We start from the raw sequence: 15,349 nt of genomic DNA on the forward strand, positions 1-15,349 counted from the left end.
CCCCGTCTGTCACAGCGTAAAAACGATCACCCGGAAGATTTACCCGGTTCGCGTAACAATTATCGTCGTTCGTTCGATTTGTGCACCGGATCGGTGCGTCTATTCGACTAGTCGATCGTGAACGGGTCGTACTGGATCTGGTCCAGCACGCTGCCCGCGACCAGCATGCGCGACACCGTCGCGCGGATCATCGCCGGCGAGCCGGACACGAGGATGTCGTGGCCGGGCCAGGAGCCGTACCGCGTGATCGCCTCGGCCAGCGTGCCCTGCTCGAACCCCGGGACGTCGCCGCCGCGCTCCACCACCGGCGTCACGTTCAGCCAGGGGTTCACGGACGCGAGCGCGCGCAGTTCCTCCAGGTCGTAGAGGTCTTCCCGGGACGGCCCGCCGTAGAACAGGCGCGTCTTCGGGTTCTCGCCCCACAACGCGAGGTGGTCGAGGATCGACCGCAGCGGCGCGACGCCTGTCCCGCCCGCGACCATCAGCACGCCGCGCGATGATTCGCGGTCGACCGTCAGCCGGCCGAGTGGCGGGCCGAGCCGCCAGACGTCGCCGGGCTGGGTGTGGCTGACTATTGCCCTGGACACCCAGCCGCCGTCGATCGCGCGGACGTGGAACTCGATGCCGCCGTCCTCGCGCGGCGCGTTCGCCGGCGAGAGGTAGCGCCACAGCCGTGGCCGCTGCGGGACTTCGACGCTCACGTACTGGCCGGGGTGGTAGGGCACGGGCTGGTCGGGCATCAGCCGCACCAGCGCGAGGTCCCAGGTCAGCCGCCGGTGCTCGACCACGGTGGCCTGCCACGACGGCGGGTTCGTGTCGGACGCGGCCGCATCCTGCATGGCCCGCGCGGCGATGGTGAACGCCTCCGCCCAGGCCCGTTCGACCTGGGGTGTCCACTCCCGGCCGAGGTGGTTCTTGAGCGATGCCAGCAGCGCGGTGCCGACGGCTTCGTAGTGCCGGGGCGCGACGCCGAACTTGCGGTGGTCGCGGCCCAGCTGGCGCAGGAACGGCGCGAGGTCGTCGGGCCGGTCCACCATCTGCACGATGTGCACCAGCGCGCGCACCAGGCGGCCGCGCTGGATCTCCATGTTGATCGGGAAGAAGTCGCGCGTGGTCGGGGCGAGGGTGAACAGCATCCCGTAGAAGAACTGGGAGATGTCCGCGATGTACGGCTCGGACTTCGCCCAGCTTTCGCGGATGAGCCCGACCATCGCGACGACGCCGGCGGGCGCTTGACGCGGGGACGAAGAAGACCTGGGGAGCGGGCTGACGGAGTCGGCTGTCATGGCGTGGTGTTCGCTGCTCGGGGACGGTGGAGCGGTGGTGCCGGGTCAGTCATCGACGGCCCGGGCGCGGAGACGGCCTTCGTGCACACGGCCGCCTCCTGAGTCCATCGCCACTGCATCCGCCTCGTTACTCGCGCGGGCCGCGCGCGCGGCCCGTCCGCAGGGTAGCCGCCGGGCGCCCTTTTGCTCGCATTGTTGCTCCGACCGGGTGTATCGCTCCCGGTCACGGCGTGGGCGACCTCACCGGGAAGATTCTTGCCCGCGCAAGCGTTCCACAATAAACTTGTATTGGACAAGTAATAGCTGCGGCAGGGAGGGTCCGATGGGCTTCGACGACACCGACGACGACGTCCGGGTCGAGCTCATGCGCGAGCTGAAGACCGCGTCGCAGCTCCAGCACGCCTGGATCATGCAGGCCTGGCAGGACCAGCCGGGGTTGCACCCGGCGGCCGCGATGCTGCTGTCCGACCTCGCGAAGAACGGCGAAGCCAGGCCGTCCGAGCTGGCCAAGCGCCGGTTCGTCGACCTGTCGGTGGTCAGCAGGCAGATCACGCAGCTGTCCGCCGCCGGGCTGGTCGACCGCCGTCCCGCGCCCGAAGACGGCCGCGCGTCCCTGGTGAGCGTGTCCGAGAAGGGCCGGGAGGAGCTCGCCCGCTGGCGGGCCAACTACCTCGAGTTCATGGAGAAGGCGCTCGGCGGCTGGGACGACGAGCGCGTCACCGACCTCATCGGCAGGCTCGCCGAGATGAACGCCGACCTGCGCCGCGCGCTCGGCAGCGCCGCCTGCCTCGCCGACACGACCAAGTGACGCCGGGCGAAGCGGTAACACCGGGAGTTGCATTTTGCACGCCGGATTATGTCCGTTCGGGCCTGACTTGGCGGTGTGCCACAGGGTTACCGTCGGTAGGTGACGCGTAGCCGGGTCGCACTGCTGTGCGCGTTGGGGATCGACAACTTCGGCTCAGGTCTGTTCCTTCCGTTGGCGCTGGTCTACGTGACGCAGGTGGTCGGTGTCCCGCTCGTGATGGCGGGCACGGCCGTCACGCTCGGTACCGTCGGCGGGCTCGTCGTGCCGCCGCTGGCCGGGCGCCTCGTGGACCGCGTCGGGCCGCGGGCCGTGGTGATCGTCGCCCAGTTGCTGCAGGCCGCCGGTGCGGGCGCGTACCTGCTCGCCGACGGCGCGGGCACGGTCGTGGCCGCCGCCGTCCTGCTCGCCACCGGGCAGCAGCTCTTCTACAGCTCCCTGTTCACGCTCATCGCCGACGTCGCGGGCGACGTCCCGAAGGATCGGCCGTTCGCCGAGGTGGGGATGGTGCGGGCCGGCTGCTTCGGCCTCGGTGGTCTCGTGGCGGGAGCGCTGCTGACGTGGCTCGGGACGGGCGGGTACCGGATCGCGCTCGGGCTCGACGTCGTGACGTTCTTCGCGGCCGCGTCCATCCTCGCGCTGTTCGTCCGGCTCGAGCGGCCGCACCGGCGCCACTGCGAACGGTCCGTCAAGGTGCTGCGCGACCGGCCGTACCTCGCCCTGATCCTCTTCAGCGGGCTCTTCGGCCTCTCGCTCGAGTTCTTCCTGATCGGCACGCCGGTGTTCGTGCTCGACCGGCTGCACGGCCCGGCCTGGCTGCCCGGCGCGATCCTCGCCCTGCTGACCGTGCTGACGAGCGTCGGCGGCACGCTCGCGCTGCGGCTCACCGCTCACCTGAGCCGGATCACGGCGATGCGCGCGGGCTCGGCGCTGTTCTCCGCGTGGTGCCTGGTCAGCCTGGGCGTGCTGCTCGTGCCCGCCGACTGGGTCGTGGCGTACCTGCTGGCGTCGACGCTGATCTTCGCCGCCGGTGACCTGGTCTTCGGCCCGCGTTCGGGTGCTCTCGCCGAGGCCGCGGCACCTCCGGTGGCCCGCGGCCGTTATCTCGCTGCGTACCAGTACGCGTTCACCATGGCGCAGGTGCTCGCGCCCGCCGTGGTGGCGTTGTTCTCGGTCGCCGACTGGTTACCCTGGGTGCTGGTCGGGGCGTGCGCCGGCCTCGCCGTGGCCGGGCTCGGCCCGCTGGGGTCCCGGCTGCCGGCGAGCGCCGTCGCACCCGGTCAGAGTTGAGCGGAACAGACTCAAGTTTTCGTGCGTTAAGGATAGTGTCAGGTCTCGGTCAGGCCTGTCACCAGGACTTTCGGTATTGAGCATGAGGTGAGGGATGGACGCTTTCAACCCGACCACGAAGACCCAGCAGGCGATCTCGTCCGCGGCGCAGGCGGCCACCATGGCCGGCAACCCGCACGTGTCGGCCGCCCATCTGCTGGGCGCCCTGCTGGCGCAGGGTGAGGGGCTGACCGCGCCGCTGCTGACCGCGGTCGGGGCCGACCCGGGGGTGGTGCACAAGGAGCTCGAGCCGCTCATCGCGGCGCTGCCGTCCGCGACCGGCGCCACGGTGTCGAGCCCGCAGTTCGACACCTTCGCCGTGAAGTCGCTGACGCACGCGCAGAAGCTCGCCACCGAGCTGGGCGACGAGTACGTCTCGACCGAGCACCTGCTCGTCGGGCTCGCGACCGAAGGCGGCCAGGTGGCCGACCTGCTCAAGCGCCACGGGGCGACCCCGGACGCGCTGCGGGAGGCGTTCGTCAAGGTCCGCGGCTCCGCCCGGATCACCAGCGAGGACCCGGAGAGCACGTTCAAGGCGCTGGAGAAGTACGGCGTCGACCTCACCGCGCGCGCCCGCGCCGGCGAGCTCGACCCGGTCATCGGGCGCGACACCGAAATCCGCCGCGTCGTGCAGGTGCTGTCGCGGCGCACGAAGAACAACCCGGTCCTGATCGGCGAGCCGGGCGTCGGCAAGACGGCCATCGTCGAGGGCCTGGCCCAGCGGATCATCGCCGGTGACGTCCCCGAGTCGCTGCGCGGCAAGCGCGTCATCGCCCTCGACCTCGGGTCGATGGTGGCCGGCGCGAAGTTCCGCGGCGAGTTCGAGGAGCGGCTGAAGGCCGTGCTCAAGGAGATCACCGACTCCGCGGGCGAGGTCGTCACCTTCATCGACGAGCTGCACACGATCGTCGGCGCCGGCGCGACCGGCGAGGGCGCGATGGACGCCGGCAACATGATCAAGCCGATGCTCGCCCGCGGTGAGCTGCGGATGGTCGGCGCGACCACCCTCGACGAGTACCGCCAGCACATCGAGAAGGACGCCGCCCTGGAGCGGCGCTTCCAGCAGGTGCTCGTCGGCGAACCGTCGCCGGAGGACACCATCGCGATCCTGCGCGGCCTGAAGGAGCGTTACGAGGTGCACCACGGTGTCCGGATCACGGACGCCGCGCTGGTCGCCGCCGCGACGCTGTCCGATCGCTACATCACCGCGCGCTTCCTGCCGGACAAGGCCATCGACCTGGTCGACGAGGCCGCGTCCAAGCTGCGCATGGAGATCGACTCGCGGCCGGTGGAGATCGACGAGGTCGAGCGTGCCGTCCGTCGGCTGGAGATCGAGGAGATGGCGCTCGCCAAGGAGAGCGACGCCGCTTCCAAGGAGCGGCTCAACGCGTTGCGCGCCGAGCTGGCCGAGAAGCGCGAGACGCTGACGGCGCTGACCGCGCGCTGGCAGAACGAGAAGGGCTCCATCGAGAAGGTCCGTGAGCTCAAGGAGCAGCTGGAGCAGCTGCGCGGCGAGTCCGAACGCGCCGAGCGCGACGGTGACCTGGGCAAGGCCGCCGAGCTGCGCTACGGCCGGATCCCGGCGCTGGAGAAGGAGTTCGAAGCGGCCACCGCGGCGAGCGAGGCCAGCCAGCAGAACGTGATGCTGAAGGAAGAGGTCGGCGCGGACGACGTCGCCGACGTCGTGGCCGCGTGGACCGGCATCCCGGCGGGCCGGCTGCTCGAAGGCGAGACCGGCAAGCTCCTCCGGATGGAGGACGAGCTGGGCCGCCGCGTCATCGGGCAGAAGGAGGCCGTGCAGGTCGTCGCGGACGCGGTGCGCCGCAGCCGGGCCGGCGTCGCCGACCCCGACCGCCCGACCGGCTCGTTCCTGTTCCTCGGCCCGACCGGCGTCGGCAAGACCGAGCTGGCGAAGGCGCTGGCCGAGTTCCTGTTCGACGACGAGCGGGCGATCCAGCGCATCGACATGAGCGAGTACGCCGAGAAGCACTCGGTGGCGCGCCTGGTCGGTGCCCCGCCGGGCTACGTCGGGTACGACCAGGGCGGGCAGCTGACCGAAGCTGTCCGGCGCCGGCCGTACTCGGTGGTGCTGCTCGACGAGGTCGAGAAGGCCCACCCGGACGTCTTCGACGTGCTGCTGCAGGTCCTCGACGACGGGCGGCTGACCGACGGCCAGGGCCGGACGGTGGACTTCCGCAACACCATCCTGGTCCTGACCTCGAACCTCGGTTCGCAGGCCATCGCCGACCCCGGGCTCGACGAGCGGCAGCGGCGGGACGCGGTGCTCTCGGTGGTGCAGCGGCAGTTCAAGCCGGAGTTCCTCAACCGGCTCGACGACATCGTCGTGTTCCACTCGCTCGGCACCGAGCAGCTGACGTCCATTGTGGACATCCAGGTGGCCCGGCTGGCCGCGCGGCTGGCGCAGCGCCGGCTGAACCTGGAGGTCACCGACGGCGCCCGCGAGTGGCTCGCGCTCAACGGCTTCGACCCGATCTACGGCGCCCGCCCGCTGCGGCGGCTGGTCCAGTCGGCGATCGGCGACAAGCTGGCGAAGAAGCTGCTGTCGGGCGAGGTCCGCGACGGCGACACGGTCCGCGTCGACCTCCCGGAGCTGGAAGCCGGGGACGCGCTCACGGTCGAACGCGTCTGACCGGTCGTGAGTGTTCAGTCGGGGTTCCGACCTGACTGAACACTCACGCCGGCGGGCGTCCACAGTGGCGTCTTGTAGCGATTTGTCGACCCGGGAGCAGGGAATTGGTCCGAACGGGCCCGGCGACACGGGTACCGGCGATCATCTCTTCGGCGTAGCAGGCGATACCCTGCACGTCGTGGGTATTCCGGCGTGGATCTGGTTCGTCATCGCGGCCGTCGCCCTGGTGGCCGGCCTCGGGCTGCTCGCTGCCGACCGGGCGAAGGAGGGCTCGCGCAACCGCGAGCGCATGCGCTGGGCCCAGTTGCGCGGCTGGCAGTTCGTCGAGGAGGACGAGCGGCTGCCGCAGCAGTGGTCCAACGGCGCGATCGGCTACTTCGGCGCGGACGCCGCCGTGAACGTCGTCGCGGGGTCGACCTTCACCTCCGACGGCCGCCGTCCGGTGTTCATCTTCGACATCGAGTCCGAGGGGCAGATCCCGGCGGTCGTCGTCGCCGTGCGCTGCAACAAGAAGCACCGGATCCCGATCGAGATGTGGCTGTCGAGCGTGCCGTTCCAGCGCGCCGACATGCCGGAGATGCTCGGCCCGATCGGCTCGCGCTACGCCTTCGCGGACGACGCCGACGGTGCCCGCGCGGTGATCACCCAGGAGCTCGTCGACGCCGCGGACCAGCTCGGCGGCGACGTCGGCGTGGCCTGGCTCGAGGCCGAGTGGGTGCTCGCCAGCGTCGTCCCGACCGCCGGTCCGTCGCGGCTCGAGCGGCTGCTCAGGGACCTGGGCGAGATCGCGGACATCGTCGACCCGTTCGACGAGGACTACGAGGCGGGCCGCCACCAGGCGAGCGCGCCCATCCCCTCCGCCGGCGGCACCCCGCCCACCCCGGCGGCGGGGATCCCGGTGCAGCAGCCGCCCGCGGACCCGCAGAACAACTAGAGGCCGAGCACCGGCTGGTCGAGCGCGCTGATCGCGAGCGTGCCGCGCAGCGACGTCGTGCCGCCCTGGACGTGGACGACGTGGTCGACGCCGAGGTCACCGCTGAACGAGCCCGATGACAGGCTCCGCGACGTCTTGACCAGGCCGGACGCCGGACCCAGCTGGCCGCCGAGCTCGTGCGTCTCGCCCACGTCGAGGTCGCCGGCGAAGCTGCCGATCGCGTGCACCTCGGACGTCGTGCCGACCGCGCCCAGCTGACCGAGGTCGACGGCCTGGCCGGACGACCGGCGGGCGGCGATCCCGCCGGTGAGGTCGCCCGCGAACAGCCCGGCGTCGAGCTGTTCGGCGTTTTCGCTCAGGACGTCGACACCCTTGGCGAGCCAGACGCCCTGGCGGGCCCGCTCGACGGCGCCCGCGCGGTCGCCGCGCGTGGCGACGGCCTCCGACAGGTCGGACGCGATCCTGGTGTCGCCGAGCTGCTTGAAGACGACGTCGCGACGGCTCGCGGAGAGCGTGTCGCCGTCGTTGTCGAGCGTGGTGGTGTGCCGGTGGTCGAGCGGCAGGGTGAGCTCGGCCGGGGCCGCGAGGGCCGCCGCCGGAGCCGCGAACAGGAGGGCCACGGGCGCCGCGCCGGCGGCGATCTTGGGCAGGTAGCCGCTTTTGCGCCTGGTGTGCTTACCCATGATCGGGACGATAACCCGGCGAGGAAACGACTGCACCCGGAGGCCCTGACCTGTGGGTATCGTTCACCCACATGACCACCACCGCCGTGATCACCGGGGCCACCGCGGGCATCGGCGCGCAGTTCGCGCGCACGCTCGCCGCCGAGAAGTACGACCTGGTGCTCGTCGCCCGCGATGCCGCGCGACTCGAGACCTACGCCACCGAACTGCGGGACCGCCACCGCGTCGCCGTCGAAGTGCTCCCCGCCGATCTGTCCGAAGTGGACGGACGGACGAAGGTCGAGGAGCGGCTCGCCGCCGGTCCGGTCGACCTGCTGGTGAACAACGCCGGGTTCGGGCTGAACGGCGACTTCTGGACGATCCCGCCGGACGCGCTGCAGCGTCAGCTCGACGTCAACGTCACCGCCGTCCTGCGGCTGACCCGTGCGGTGCTGCCCGGCATGATCGAGCGCGGCCACGGCGACGTCATCCAGGTCAGCAGCGTCGCGGGGTTCTTCAGCGGCCGCGGATCGACGTACACCGCCAGCAAGAACTGGGTCACGTCGTTCACCGAAGGCATCGCCGCGTCGCTGCCGAAGGACGTCCGGATGATGGCGCTCTGCCCCGGTTTCACCGCGACCGAGTTCCACCAGCGGGCCGGCATCGGCAAGCCGGGCCCGAAAATCGCCTGGCTGGGCGTCGAACAGGTGGTCGGCGAGGCGCTCGCGGACCTGCGCCGCGGCAAGGTGATCTCGGTGCCGAGCCTGCAGTACAAGGCCGTCGTGGCGATCGGCGGGCTGCTGCCGCGCGCGGTGCTGCGGAAGATCAGCGGCGGCTTCGGCGGCAAGGGCCGTACCTGAGTAGGGCTGTCCCTACCTCGAAGACGCGCGTGCGCACCAGGGTGATCGGGGCGCTGTCTCCCTAGCGTTTTCCCCATGACGAATGAGGCGGTTCGGCTCGAGGCCGTGCGCAAGGAGTACGACGGCGTGGTCGCGCTGGACGGGGTCTCGATCTCGTTCCCGCGCGGCGGGTTCACCGCGGTGATGGGCCCGTCCGGGTCGGGCAAGAGCACGTTCCTGCACTGCGCGGCCGGGCTCGACCGCCCGACGTCGGGCCGTGTCGTGCTCGACGGCCAGGACCTCGACGGAAAGAGCGAGACCTACCTGACGAAGCTGCGCCGCGACCGCGTCGGGTTCGTCTTCCAGGCGTTCAACCTGCTCTCGGCGCTGACGGTCGAGCAGAACGTCGTGCTGCCGCTGCAGCTGGCCGGCAAGCGCCCGGACAAGCGGCTCGTGGCGCGGATCCTCACCCACGTCGGGCTCGACGGGCGCCGCAAGCACCTGCCGGGGCAGCTGTCCGGCGGGCAGCAGCAGCGCGTCGCGATCGCGCGGGCCCTGGTCACGGACCCGGCGGTGCTGTTCGCCGACGAGCCGACCGGCGCGCTCGACACCCGCACCGCCGCGGATGTGCTCGGCCTGCTGCGCGAGTCCGTCCGGGCGTCGGGCCAGACGGTGATCATGGTGACGCACGACCCGGTGGCCGCGTCCTACGCCGACGAGGTCGTGTTCCTGGCCGACGGCCGGATCGCCGGTCGCCTCGCGCGGCCGACCGCGGAAGCCGTCGCCGAGCGGATGACCCACCTCGGGGCCTGGGACCGGTCGGCGGTGCGGGCCTGATGTTCAAGCTCGCGATGCGGACGCTCCGCTTGCGCAAGGGGGCCTTCCTGGCGACGTTCGTCGCCGTGTTCTTCGGTGCGCTGATCGTCTCGGCGTGCGGTGGCCTGATGGAGACGGGCATCCGGTCCGAGACGCCGGTGCAGCGGCTGGCCGCCGCGCCGATCGTGGTCGGCGGGCAGCAAACGCTTGCGCTGCCCAGAGAGGACCCGGCGACCCTCGACCCGGACGACAAGCACAAGGTCAAGAACGCGACCCTGCCCGAGCGCGTCCGGGTCGACGCGGCTCTGGCCGACCGCCTGCGCGCGGTCCCCGGCGTCACGAACGTCGTCGGCGAGGTCAGCTTCCCGGCGCAGATCGGCGCCGCGAGCGCCCTCGGGCACGCGTGGGATTCCGCCGCGCTGACGCCGTACACGCTGAAGGGCGAAGCGCCGAAGCCGGGCGAAGTCGTGGTCGACGCCGGGCTCGGGCTCGCCGTCGGGGACACGCTGCCGGTCGCCGCGCACGGCAGCGTCGGTCAGTACCGGATCTCCGGCGTCGCCGAAGCACCGCAGGCCATGCGGGACTCCGCGCTGTTCTTCGCTGCTTCGGACGCTTCGCGAATCTCGGGACACCCCGGTCAGTTCGACGCGATCGGCGTGTTCGGCGGTGACGTCGCCGCGGTGACGGCGGCCGTCGGGGACGCGGGGGTCGTGACCACCGGCGCCGACCGCGGTCTCCTCGAGTTCCCCGAGGTGAGCAAGAGCGGGGAGAACCTGATCGTCCTGGCCGCGGTGTCGGGCGGGCTGTCGGCGATGGTCATGGTGTTCGTCGTGGCGGGCACGCTCACGCTGTCGACCCAGCAGCGCCAGCGCGAGCTCGCGCTGCTGCGCGCGATCGGCACGACCCCGCGCCAGCTGCGGCGGATGGTCCTCGGCGAGGCGCTGGTCGTCGGCGTGCTGGCGGTCGCCGTCGCGGTCGTGCTCGGCCCGGTGCTGGGGAACTGGCTGTTCGGGGAGCTCGCGGCCAACCACGTCGTGCCGGACGTGCTGGTGTTCGAGCAGGGCTGGCTCCCGGCGACGGTCGCCGCGGGCGCGTCGTTGCTGGCCGTCATCGCCGCTTCCTTCGTCGCCGGACGCCGTGCGTCGAAGGTCCGCCCGACTGAGGCGCTCGCGGAAGCGGCCGTCGAACGGCGCTGGCTGACACCGATCCGGCTGATCACCGCGATCCTGTGCTTCGCGGGCGGGACGGCCTTGGCGATCGTCACGGTCGCCGTCATGACCGGCCCGGTCGCGGCCAGCACGGCCGGCCCCGCGGTGATGCTGTGGGCGTTCGGGCTCGCGGCGATCAGCCCCGGCGTCACCAAGGTGACGGCGATGCTGCTGCGCTGGCCGGTCCAGGCCTTCAGCGGCGTCACCGGCCGGGTCGCGCTGCTCAACACGCGCGTAGGCGCGGTCCGCACGGCGGGCGCGGTCACCCCGATCATGCTCGCGGTCGGCATCGCGACCGCCAACATCTACCTGCAGACCACCCAGGAAGCCGTCTCGAACCAGGCGTACACCGAGGACCTGCGGGCGGACGCCGTCGTCGCGGGGCCGAGTGGGCTGGATCCGTCGCTGCTCGGGCGGGTCGCCGCGGTGCCGGGGGTCGCCGGCGCGTCGGAGTACGTCACCAGCACGGTGTTCGTCCAAAAGCCGTACGACTCGAACAACGACGAAGACGGCTGGCCCGCGCTCGGCGTCAGCGAGCTGACCGGGAACGCCGTCGAGGTGCCGACGACGCTCGGTCGCCACGTCGGCGACACGCTGTCGCTGCGGCTGGGCGACGGCGTGCCGGTCGACGTGCGAGTAACGGCGGTCGTGAGCCAGCGCGCCGGGTTCGAACGGCTCGTGCTGCCCGCGTCGCTGCTGGCTCCGCACACGACGCTCGGGCTCGCGCCGCAGCTGCTGGTGCGGGCGGCCGAAGGCGTCGACACGGCGACGCTCACTTCGCGGCTTCGCGAGGCGACGGCCGGAATGCCGGTGATGGTCGGTGATCGGGACGCGCTCATCGCGGCGCACGCGAAGGGCAACGAGATCGGCGCGTGGGTCAACTACCTGCTCGTCGGGATGATCATCGCGTACACGGTGATTTCGGTCGTCAACACGCTGGTGATGGCCACGGCCAAGCGGCGCCGGGAGTTCGGGCTGCAGCGGCTGAGTGGGTTCACGCGCGGCCAGGTGCTGCGGATGGCCGGCGTCGAAGGCGGGCTGATCGCCACCATCGCGGTGCTGCTCGGGACGCTGGTCTCGGCGGGCTCGATCGTGCCGTTCTGCCTCGTGGTGAGCGGATCGGTGCTGCCGTCCGGGCCGCTGGCGATCTACCTGGTGGTGCTCGCGATCGCCGTGGTGCTCTCGCTCGTCGCGATCCTCGTCCCGGCCTGGGCCGCGACGCGCGGGCGTGCGGTCGACGCCACATCCATCGGTGAGTGAGAACGGCCGTGTGTAAGACTCTCGGCCGTGGCGTACCCCGGGTTGGATCAAGCGGCGAAACTCGAACTGGCCAGGCTGGTCACCGATCTTTCCGTGGTGCACGGAAAAGTGACCCTGGCGTCCGGCAAGGAAGCCGACTACTACATCGACCTCCGGCGCGCGACGCTGCACCACGCCGCCGCGCCGCTGATCGGCAAGCTGCTGCGCCAGCTCACCGCGGACTGGGACTACGTCGCCGCGGGCGGGCTGACACTCGGTGCCGACCCGGTCGCGCTGGCGATGCTGCACTCCGCGGCGACCGACGGCGTCGTGCTCGACGCGTTCGTCGTCCGGAAGTCCGTCAAGGAACACGGCATGCAGCGGCGCATCGAGGGCATGGAGGTCCGCGGCCAGCGCGTGCTGGCGGTCGAGGACACCTCCACGACCGGCGGCAGCGTGCTCGAAGCGGTCGCGGCCCTGCGTGAGGCGGGCGCGAACGTGATCGGCGTGGTGACGGTGGTCGACCGCGACACGGGGGCGCGTGAGGCCATCGAGAAGGAAGGCCTGGAGTACCGCTACGTCCTCGGCAAGGACGACCTCGGCCTGGACTGATCGGCCGGACCCGGGGACCACCGCGGTCCCCGGGCCGCCCGGCTCACTTCTTGAACAGGTCCTTCGCGGCGTCCTTCACGTTCTCGACCGCGCCCTTCAGCCCGGCCTTCGCCTGGTCGGCCTGGCCTTCGGCCTGCAGCTGCTCGTCGCCGGTGGCCGAGCCGGCCGCCTCCTTGGCCTTGCCGCCCAGCTCTTCGGCCTTGTTGCTGATCTTGTCGCCCAGCGACATCGCGCACCTCCGGTTCCGCCGGCGCCCCGGCGGGGCACCCTCGTGCCGGAAAGACCACCGAGGCGCGTGATCGTCACGGACTCGCCCCGGTGACGCGGGTCACCGACAATCACCCCGTGACGTTTTCCGCGCCTCCGTGTCTTACCGTCGAGGAGGTGCCGTGACGACCGCTGCCACACCGCTTGACGACGCGACCCTCGTCGGACGCGCGAAGGACGGCGACGTCCACGCCTACGAGCAGCTCGTGCTGCGCTACCAGGGCCCGATGTTCCGGCTCGCCGTGAAGATGCTCGCGCACCGCGGCGACGCTGAGGACGTCGTGCAGGAGGTCTTCCTCAACGCCTGGCGCAAGCTCGGCCAGCTGGGCGAGGACGCGGCGTTCGTCGGCTGGCTCTACCGGGCCACGACGAACCGCTGCCTCAACACGATCCGGGCGCGCAAGCCCCAGGCGGACGTCGACCTGGACACCGCCGAGTCGCCGCGGGTGGACCTCCAGCCGGAGCGGGCCGCCCAGGTCAGCGGTCAGCTCGCGGCGTTGAACGCGGCGCTGGCGCAGCTGACGCCGGAACAGAGAGCGTGCTGGCTGCTGCGCGAAGTGCACGGCCGGTCCTACGAGGAGATCGGCGAAGTCGTCGGCGCTAACGCGACCGCGGTCCGCGGCCGGATCGCGCGGGCCCGGGCTCAGCTGGCGGAGGTGATGAAGCCATGGCGATGACGGACTACGAACTGCCCTGCGAACGCGATGTCGAGCAGGTGTGGGAGCGGCTGGACGCGGTCGGCGCCGGGCTGGCCGACGAGCACGAGCTGACGTGCCCGCACTGCCGGGCCGCGCGCGAAAGCCTGCTGGCCCTGCGCGAGGCCACCGCGGAACTGGTGGCCGAGGACGACGTGCCACCGGCCTTGTTCGGCCGGATCATGTCGGCCGTGCGGGCCGAGGTGCGGCGCGGCTCGATGGTGGCGCTGCCGACCCCGGAACCGGGGGTCGTCGAGATCAGCGAGCAGGCCGTGGCCGCGGTGCTGCGGTACGCGGCGGACACGGTCGACGGCGTCCGGGCGCGACGCTGCCGGGTGCGGACCGGAGCGGACGGAGTCGTTGAAGTCGAACTCACTCTCGCGGTGAGTTTGCGGAACGTCACCGGCGGTGAAGCGTTGGCGCTGGTGCGGGAGCGGGTCACCACGGCGGCCGCGGCCCGGGTAGGGCTGACGCTGGCGAGGCTCGACCTGCTGGTGGACGACGTTTTTGAGGAAGACGCTGTCGAAGAAGACACTGCCGGGGAGCCAGGGGAATGAGCGTGGACTACGTCATCGCCGATCCGGTGATCGCCAGCGTGGCGGCCAGGGCGGCGATCGGAACGCCGGGCGTGGTGCGGCTCGAACCAGGCCTGCGCGGCCTGGTCACGGCGTGGACGCGAGCCGCCCGGCAACGCTGGAAGGGCCTCGACCCGGCGCCGGCCGACGGCGTCCGGGTGCGCACGGCGGGCGGCCGGGTGACCGTCGAGATCGACCTGGTCACGGCGTCGGCCGACCAGGCTGCCGCGGTGGGCCGGGCCGTGCAGCGCGCGGTCGGGCGGTTCGTGACCGAGCAGACCGGCCTGGTCGTCGACGAGGTTTCGGTGTCCATCATGGACATCGAGGACCGGTGACCGGGTCCGAAGCCGTCGAGAAGATCGTCGGCGCCCTCGAAGCGGTGGACGGCCTCCGGCCGGCGACCCCGGTTTCCCCCGGGACGACGTGGCTGCCGGTGGACTGGGCCGGCCTGGCGGTCGACCTGTCGGCCGAGGTGGTCGAGCTCCGCCTGATCGCGACTCGGCTGCCGATCCCGCCGCTGCTGGAGCAGGCCGCGGCCGCGGTGCGTCCGGTGCTGGCGGGGACAGAGTGGGCGAACGCGCGGCTGCGGCTGGTGGTCACGGACCTCGACGGCGCGGCGTTCGCGAGACCCACATCACAGTGATCCCCGCCCGTTCACGGGGTCCTTGGCTACGAAGAGCCAGGGGGCTCAGGACATCCAGGGAGGAACTCCATGACCGCGACCGCCGAGGTAATCGACACCGCCGCCCTCGTCACGAAGCAGGGCACGACCACGATCGCCGACACCGTGGTGCAGAAGATCGCCGGGCTCGCCGCGCGCCAGGTCACCGGCGTGCACGACCTCGGCGGCGGCGCGGCGCGGGCGTTCGGCGCCCTGCGCGACCGCATCCCGGGCGCGTCGGCCAGCGCCGGCCAGGGCGTCTCGGTCGAGGTCGGCGAGAAGCAGGCGGCCGTCGACCTGCAGATCCTCGTCGAATACGGCGTCGCCATCGCCGACCTCGCGCGGTCGGTGCGCCGCAACGTCATCACCTCGATCGAGCAGATGACCGGGCTGCAGGTCGTCGAGGTGAACATTGACGTCAGCGACGTCCACCTGCCCGGCGACGAGCCCGCGCCGAGTGACCGGGTGCGCTGACCCCGCCCGGCGTACCGTCGGGAGCATGGACGAGCCGCCGAAGCCCGACGAGCCGCCGGAGCCGCCGGAGCACCAGCCGCCGTGGAAGAAGCCGCCCGAGCAGTACCCACACGAGACGCCGACGAAATACCCGGCGAAACGCCCACCGGAATTCCCACCGGGCGTGACGCCTCCGTCACCGCCCAGGTGAACGGGTTGCTCCGGTGGGTTAAACATCACACCACCGGGCATTCCTAAGGGCGGCCGAACTCGATCAGCGGAGTAAAGTCGCTGGTGGGGGGTCGGTGAAGGGGGCGT

At 71.6% G+C, this 15,349-nt stretch carries 16 protein-coding genes; 13 read left to right on the forward strand and 3 right to left on the reverse strand.

Going from position 1 to position 15,349, the window contains the following annotated elements; translation table 11 throughout:
• Nucleotides 1-107: 107 nt before the first annotated feature.
• Complete coding sequence (locus ACZ7OU_RS07315; protein WP_470240324.1) at nt 108-1,286, reverse strand: globin domain-containing protein; 1,179 nt, start codon at nt 1,284-1,286, stop codon at nt 108-110.
• Between the two features lie 322 nt (nt 1,287-1,608).
• Between ACZ7OU_RS07315 and ACZ7OU_RS07320 the strand changes: the two genes are divergently transcribed.
• From ACZ7OU_RS07320 to ACZ7OU_RS07335, 4 genes are all read left to right on the forward strand, one after another.
• On the forward strand, nt 1,609-2,094 hold the full coding sequence (locus ACZ7OU_RS07320; protein WP_470240325.1) for a MarR family winged helix-turn-helix transcriptional regulator: 486 nt from the start codon (nt 1,609-1,611) through the stop codon (nt 2,092-2,094).
• A gap of 99 nt (nt 2,095-2,193) precedes the next feature.
• Entirely contained in the window at nt 2,194-3,381 is a 1,188-nt protein-coding gene (locus ACZ7OU_RS07325; protein ID WP_470254517.1) for an MFS transporter, read from the forward strand.
• Between the two features lie 94 nt (nt 3,382-3,475).
• Nucleotides 3,476-6,070: an ATP-dependent chaperone ClpB gene (gene clpB, locus ACZ7OU_RS07330; RefSeq protein WP_470240327.1), complete on the forward strand. Its 2,595-nt coding sequence runs from the start codon at nt 3,476-3,478 to the stop codon at nt 6,068-6,070.
• Between the two features lie 178 nt (nt 6,071-6,248).
• Nucleotides 6,249-7,004, forward strand: coding sequence for a type III secretion system chaperone family protein (locus ACZ7OU_RS07335; protein WP_470240328.1), 756 nt, complete (start codon nt 6,249-6,251; stop codon nt 7,002-7,004).
• Here the strand turns inward: ACZ7OU_RS07335 and ACZ7OU_RS07340 are convergent.
• The gene (locus ACZ7OU_RS07340; protein ID WP_470254518.1) at nt 7,001-7,687 is read right to left on the reverse strand and encodes a hypothetical protein; all 687 of its coding nucleotides are present in this window, start codon (nt 7,685-7,687) and stop codon (nt 7,001-7,003) included. The two genes, ACZ7OU_RS07335 and ACZ7OU_RS07340, sit on opposite strands and share 4 nt — an antisense overlap.
• A gap of 71 nt (nt 7,688-7,758) precedes the next feature.
• On the opposite strand from ACZ7OU_RS07340, the gene ACZ7OU_RS07345 reads away from it, so the two are divergent.
• The 4 genes from ACZ7OU_RS07345 to pyrE all read left to right on the forward strand — a co-directional run bounded on the left by ACZ7OU_RS07345 (nt 7,759) and on the right by pyrE (nt 12,380).
• Nucleotides 7,759-8,526, forward strand: coding sequence for an SDR family NAD(P)-dependent oxidoreductase (locus ACZ7OU_RS07345; protein ID WP_470240330.1), 768 nt, complete (start codon nt 7,759-7,761; stop codon nt 8,524-8,526).
• 75 nt (nt 8,527-8,601) lie between these two features.
• Nucleotides 8,602-9,342 (forward strand): ABC transporter ATP-binding protein, encoded by a 741-nt coding sequence (locus ACZ7OU_RS07350; RefSeq protein WP_470254519.1) that lies wholly within the window; start codon nt 8,602-8,604, stop codon nt 9,340-9,342.
• Complete coding sequence (locus ACZ7OU_RS07355; RefSeq protein ID WP_470254520.1) at nt 9,342-11,789, forward strand: ABC transporter permease; 2,448 nt, start codon at nt 9,342-9,344, stop codon at nt 11,787-11,789. Before ACZ7OU_RS07350 ends, ACZ7OU_RS07355 begins: the two co-directional genes overlap by 1 nt.
• 27 nt (nt 11,790-11,816) lie before the next feature.
• Nucleotides 11,817-12,380: an orotate phosphoribosyltransferase gene (gene pyrE, locus ACZ7OU_RS07360; protein ID WP_284749843.1), complete on the forward strand. Its 564-nt coding sequence runs from the start codon at nt 11,817-11,819 to the stop codon at nt 12,378-12,380.
• Nucleotides 12,381-12,423: 43 nt separating this feature from the next.
• Here pyrE and ACZ7OU_RS07365 read toward each other — a convergent pair whose 3' ends face one another.
• Nucleotides 12,424-12,609, reverse strand: a complete 186-nt coding sequence (locus tag ACZ7OU_RS07365; protein WP_155548112.1) for a CsbD family protein — start codon at nt 12,607-12,609, stop codon at nt 12,424-12,426.
• 160 nt (nt 12,610-12,769) lie between these two features.
• Between ACZ7OU_RS07365 and ACZ7OU_RS07370 the strand changes: the two genes are divergently transcribed.
• From ACZ7OU_RS07370 to ACZ7OU_RS07390, 5 genes are all read left to right on the forward strand, one after another.
• Nucleotides 12,770-13,324, forward strand: coding sequence for an RNA polymerase sigma factor (locus ACZ7OU_RS07370; protein ID WP_470240333.1), 555 nt, complete (start codon nt 12,770-12,772; stop codon nt 13,322-13,324).
• Entirely contained in the window at nt 13,315-13,899 is a 585-nt protein-coding gene (locus tag ACZ7OU_RS07375; RefSeq protein WP_470254521.1) for an Asp23/Gls24 family envelope stress response protein, read from the forward strand. Before ACZ7OU_RS07370 ends, ACZ7OU_RS07375 begins: the two co-directional genes overlap by 10 nt.
• Nucleotides 13,896-14,252, forward strand: coding sequence for an Asp23/Gls24 family envelope stress response protein (locus ACZ7OU_RS07380; RefSeq protein ID WP_470254522.1), 357 nt, complete (start codon nt 13,896-13,898; stop codon nt 14,250-14,252). The genes ACZ7OU_RS07375 and ACZ7OU_RS07380 overlap by 4 nt, the downstream gene beginning before the upstream one ends.
• On the forward strand, nt 14,249-14,560 hold the full coding sequence (locus ACZ7OU_RS07385) for a hypothetical protein (RefSeq protein ID WP_470240335.1): 312 nt from the start codon (nt 14,249-14,251) through the stop codon (nt 14,558-14,560). The genes ACZ7OU_RS07380 and ACZ7OU_RS07385 overlap by 4 nt, the downstream gene beginning before the upstream one ends.
• Nucleotides 14,561-14,629: 69 nt before the next feature.
• Nucleotides 14,630-15,052, forward strand: a complete 423-nt coding sequence (locus tag ACZ7OU_RS07390) for an Asp23/Gls24 family envelope stress response protein (protein WP_470240336.1) — start codon at nt 14,630-14,632, stop codon at nt 15,050-15,052.
• Nucleotides 15,053-15,349 lie beyond the last annotated feature (297 nt).

This window comes from Amycolatopsis sp. NPDC114505 (assembly GCF_055633615.1).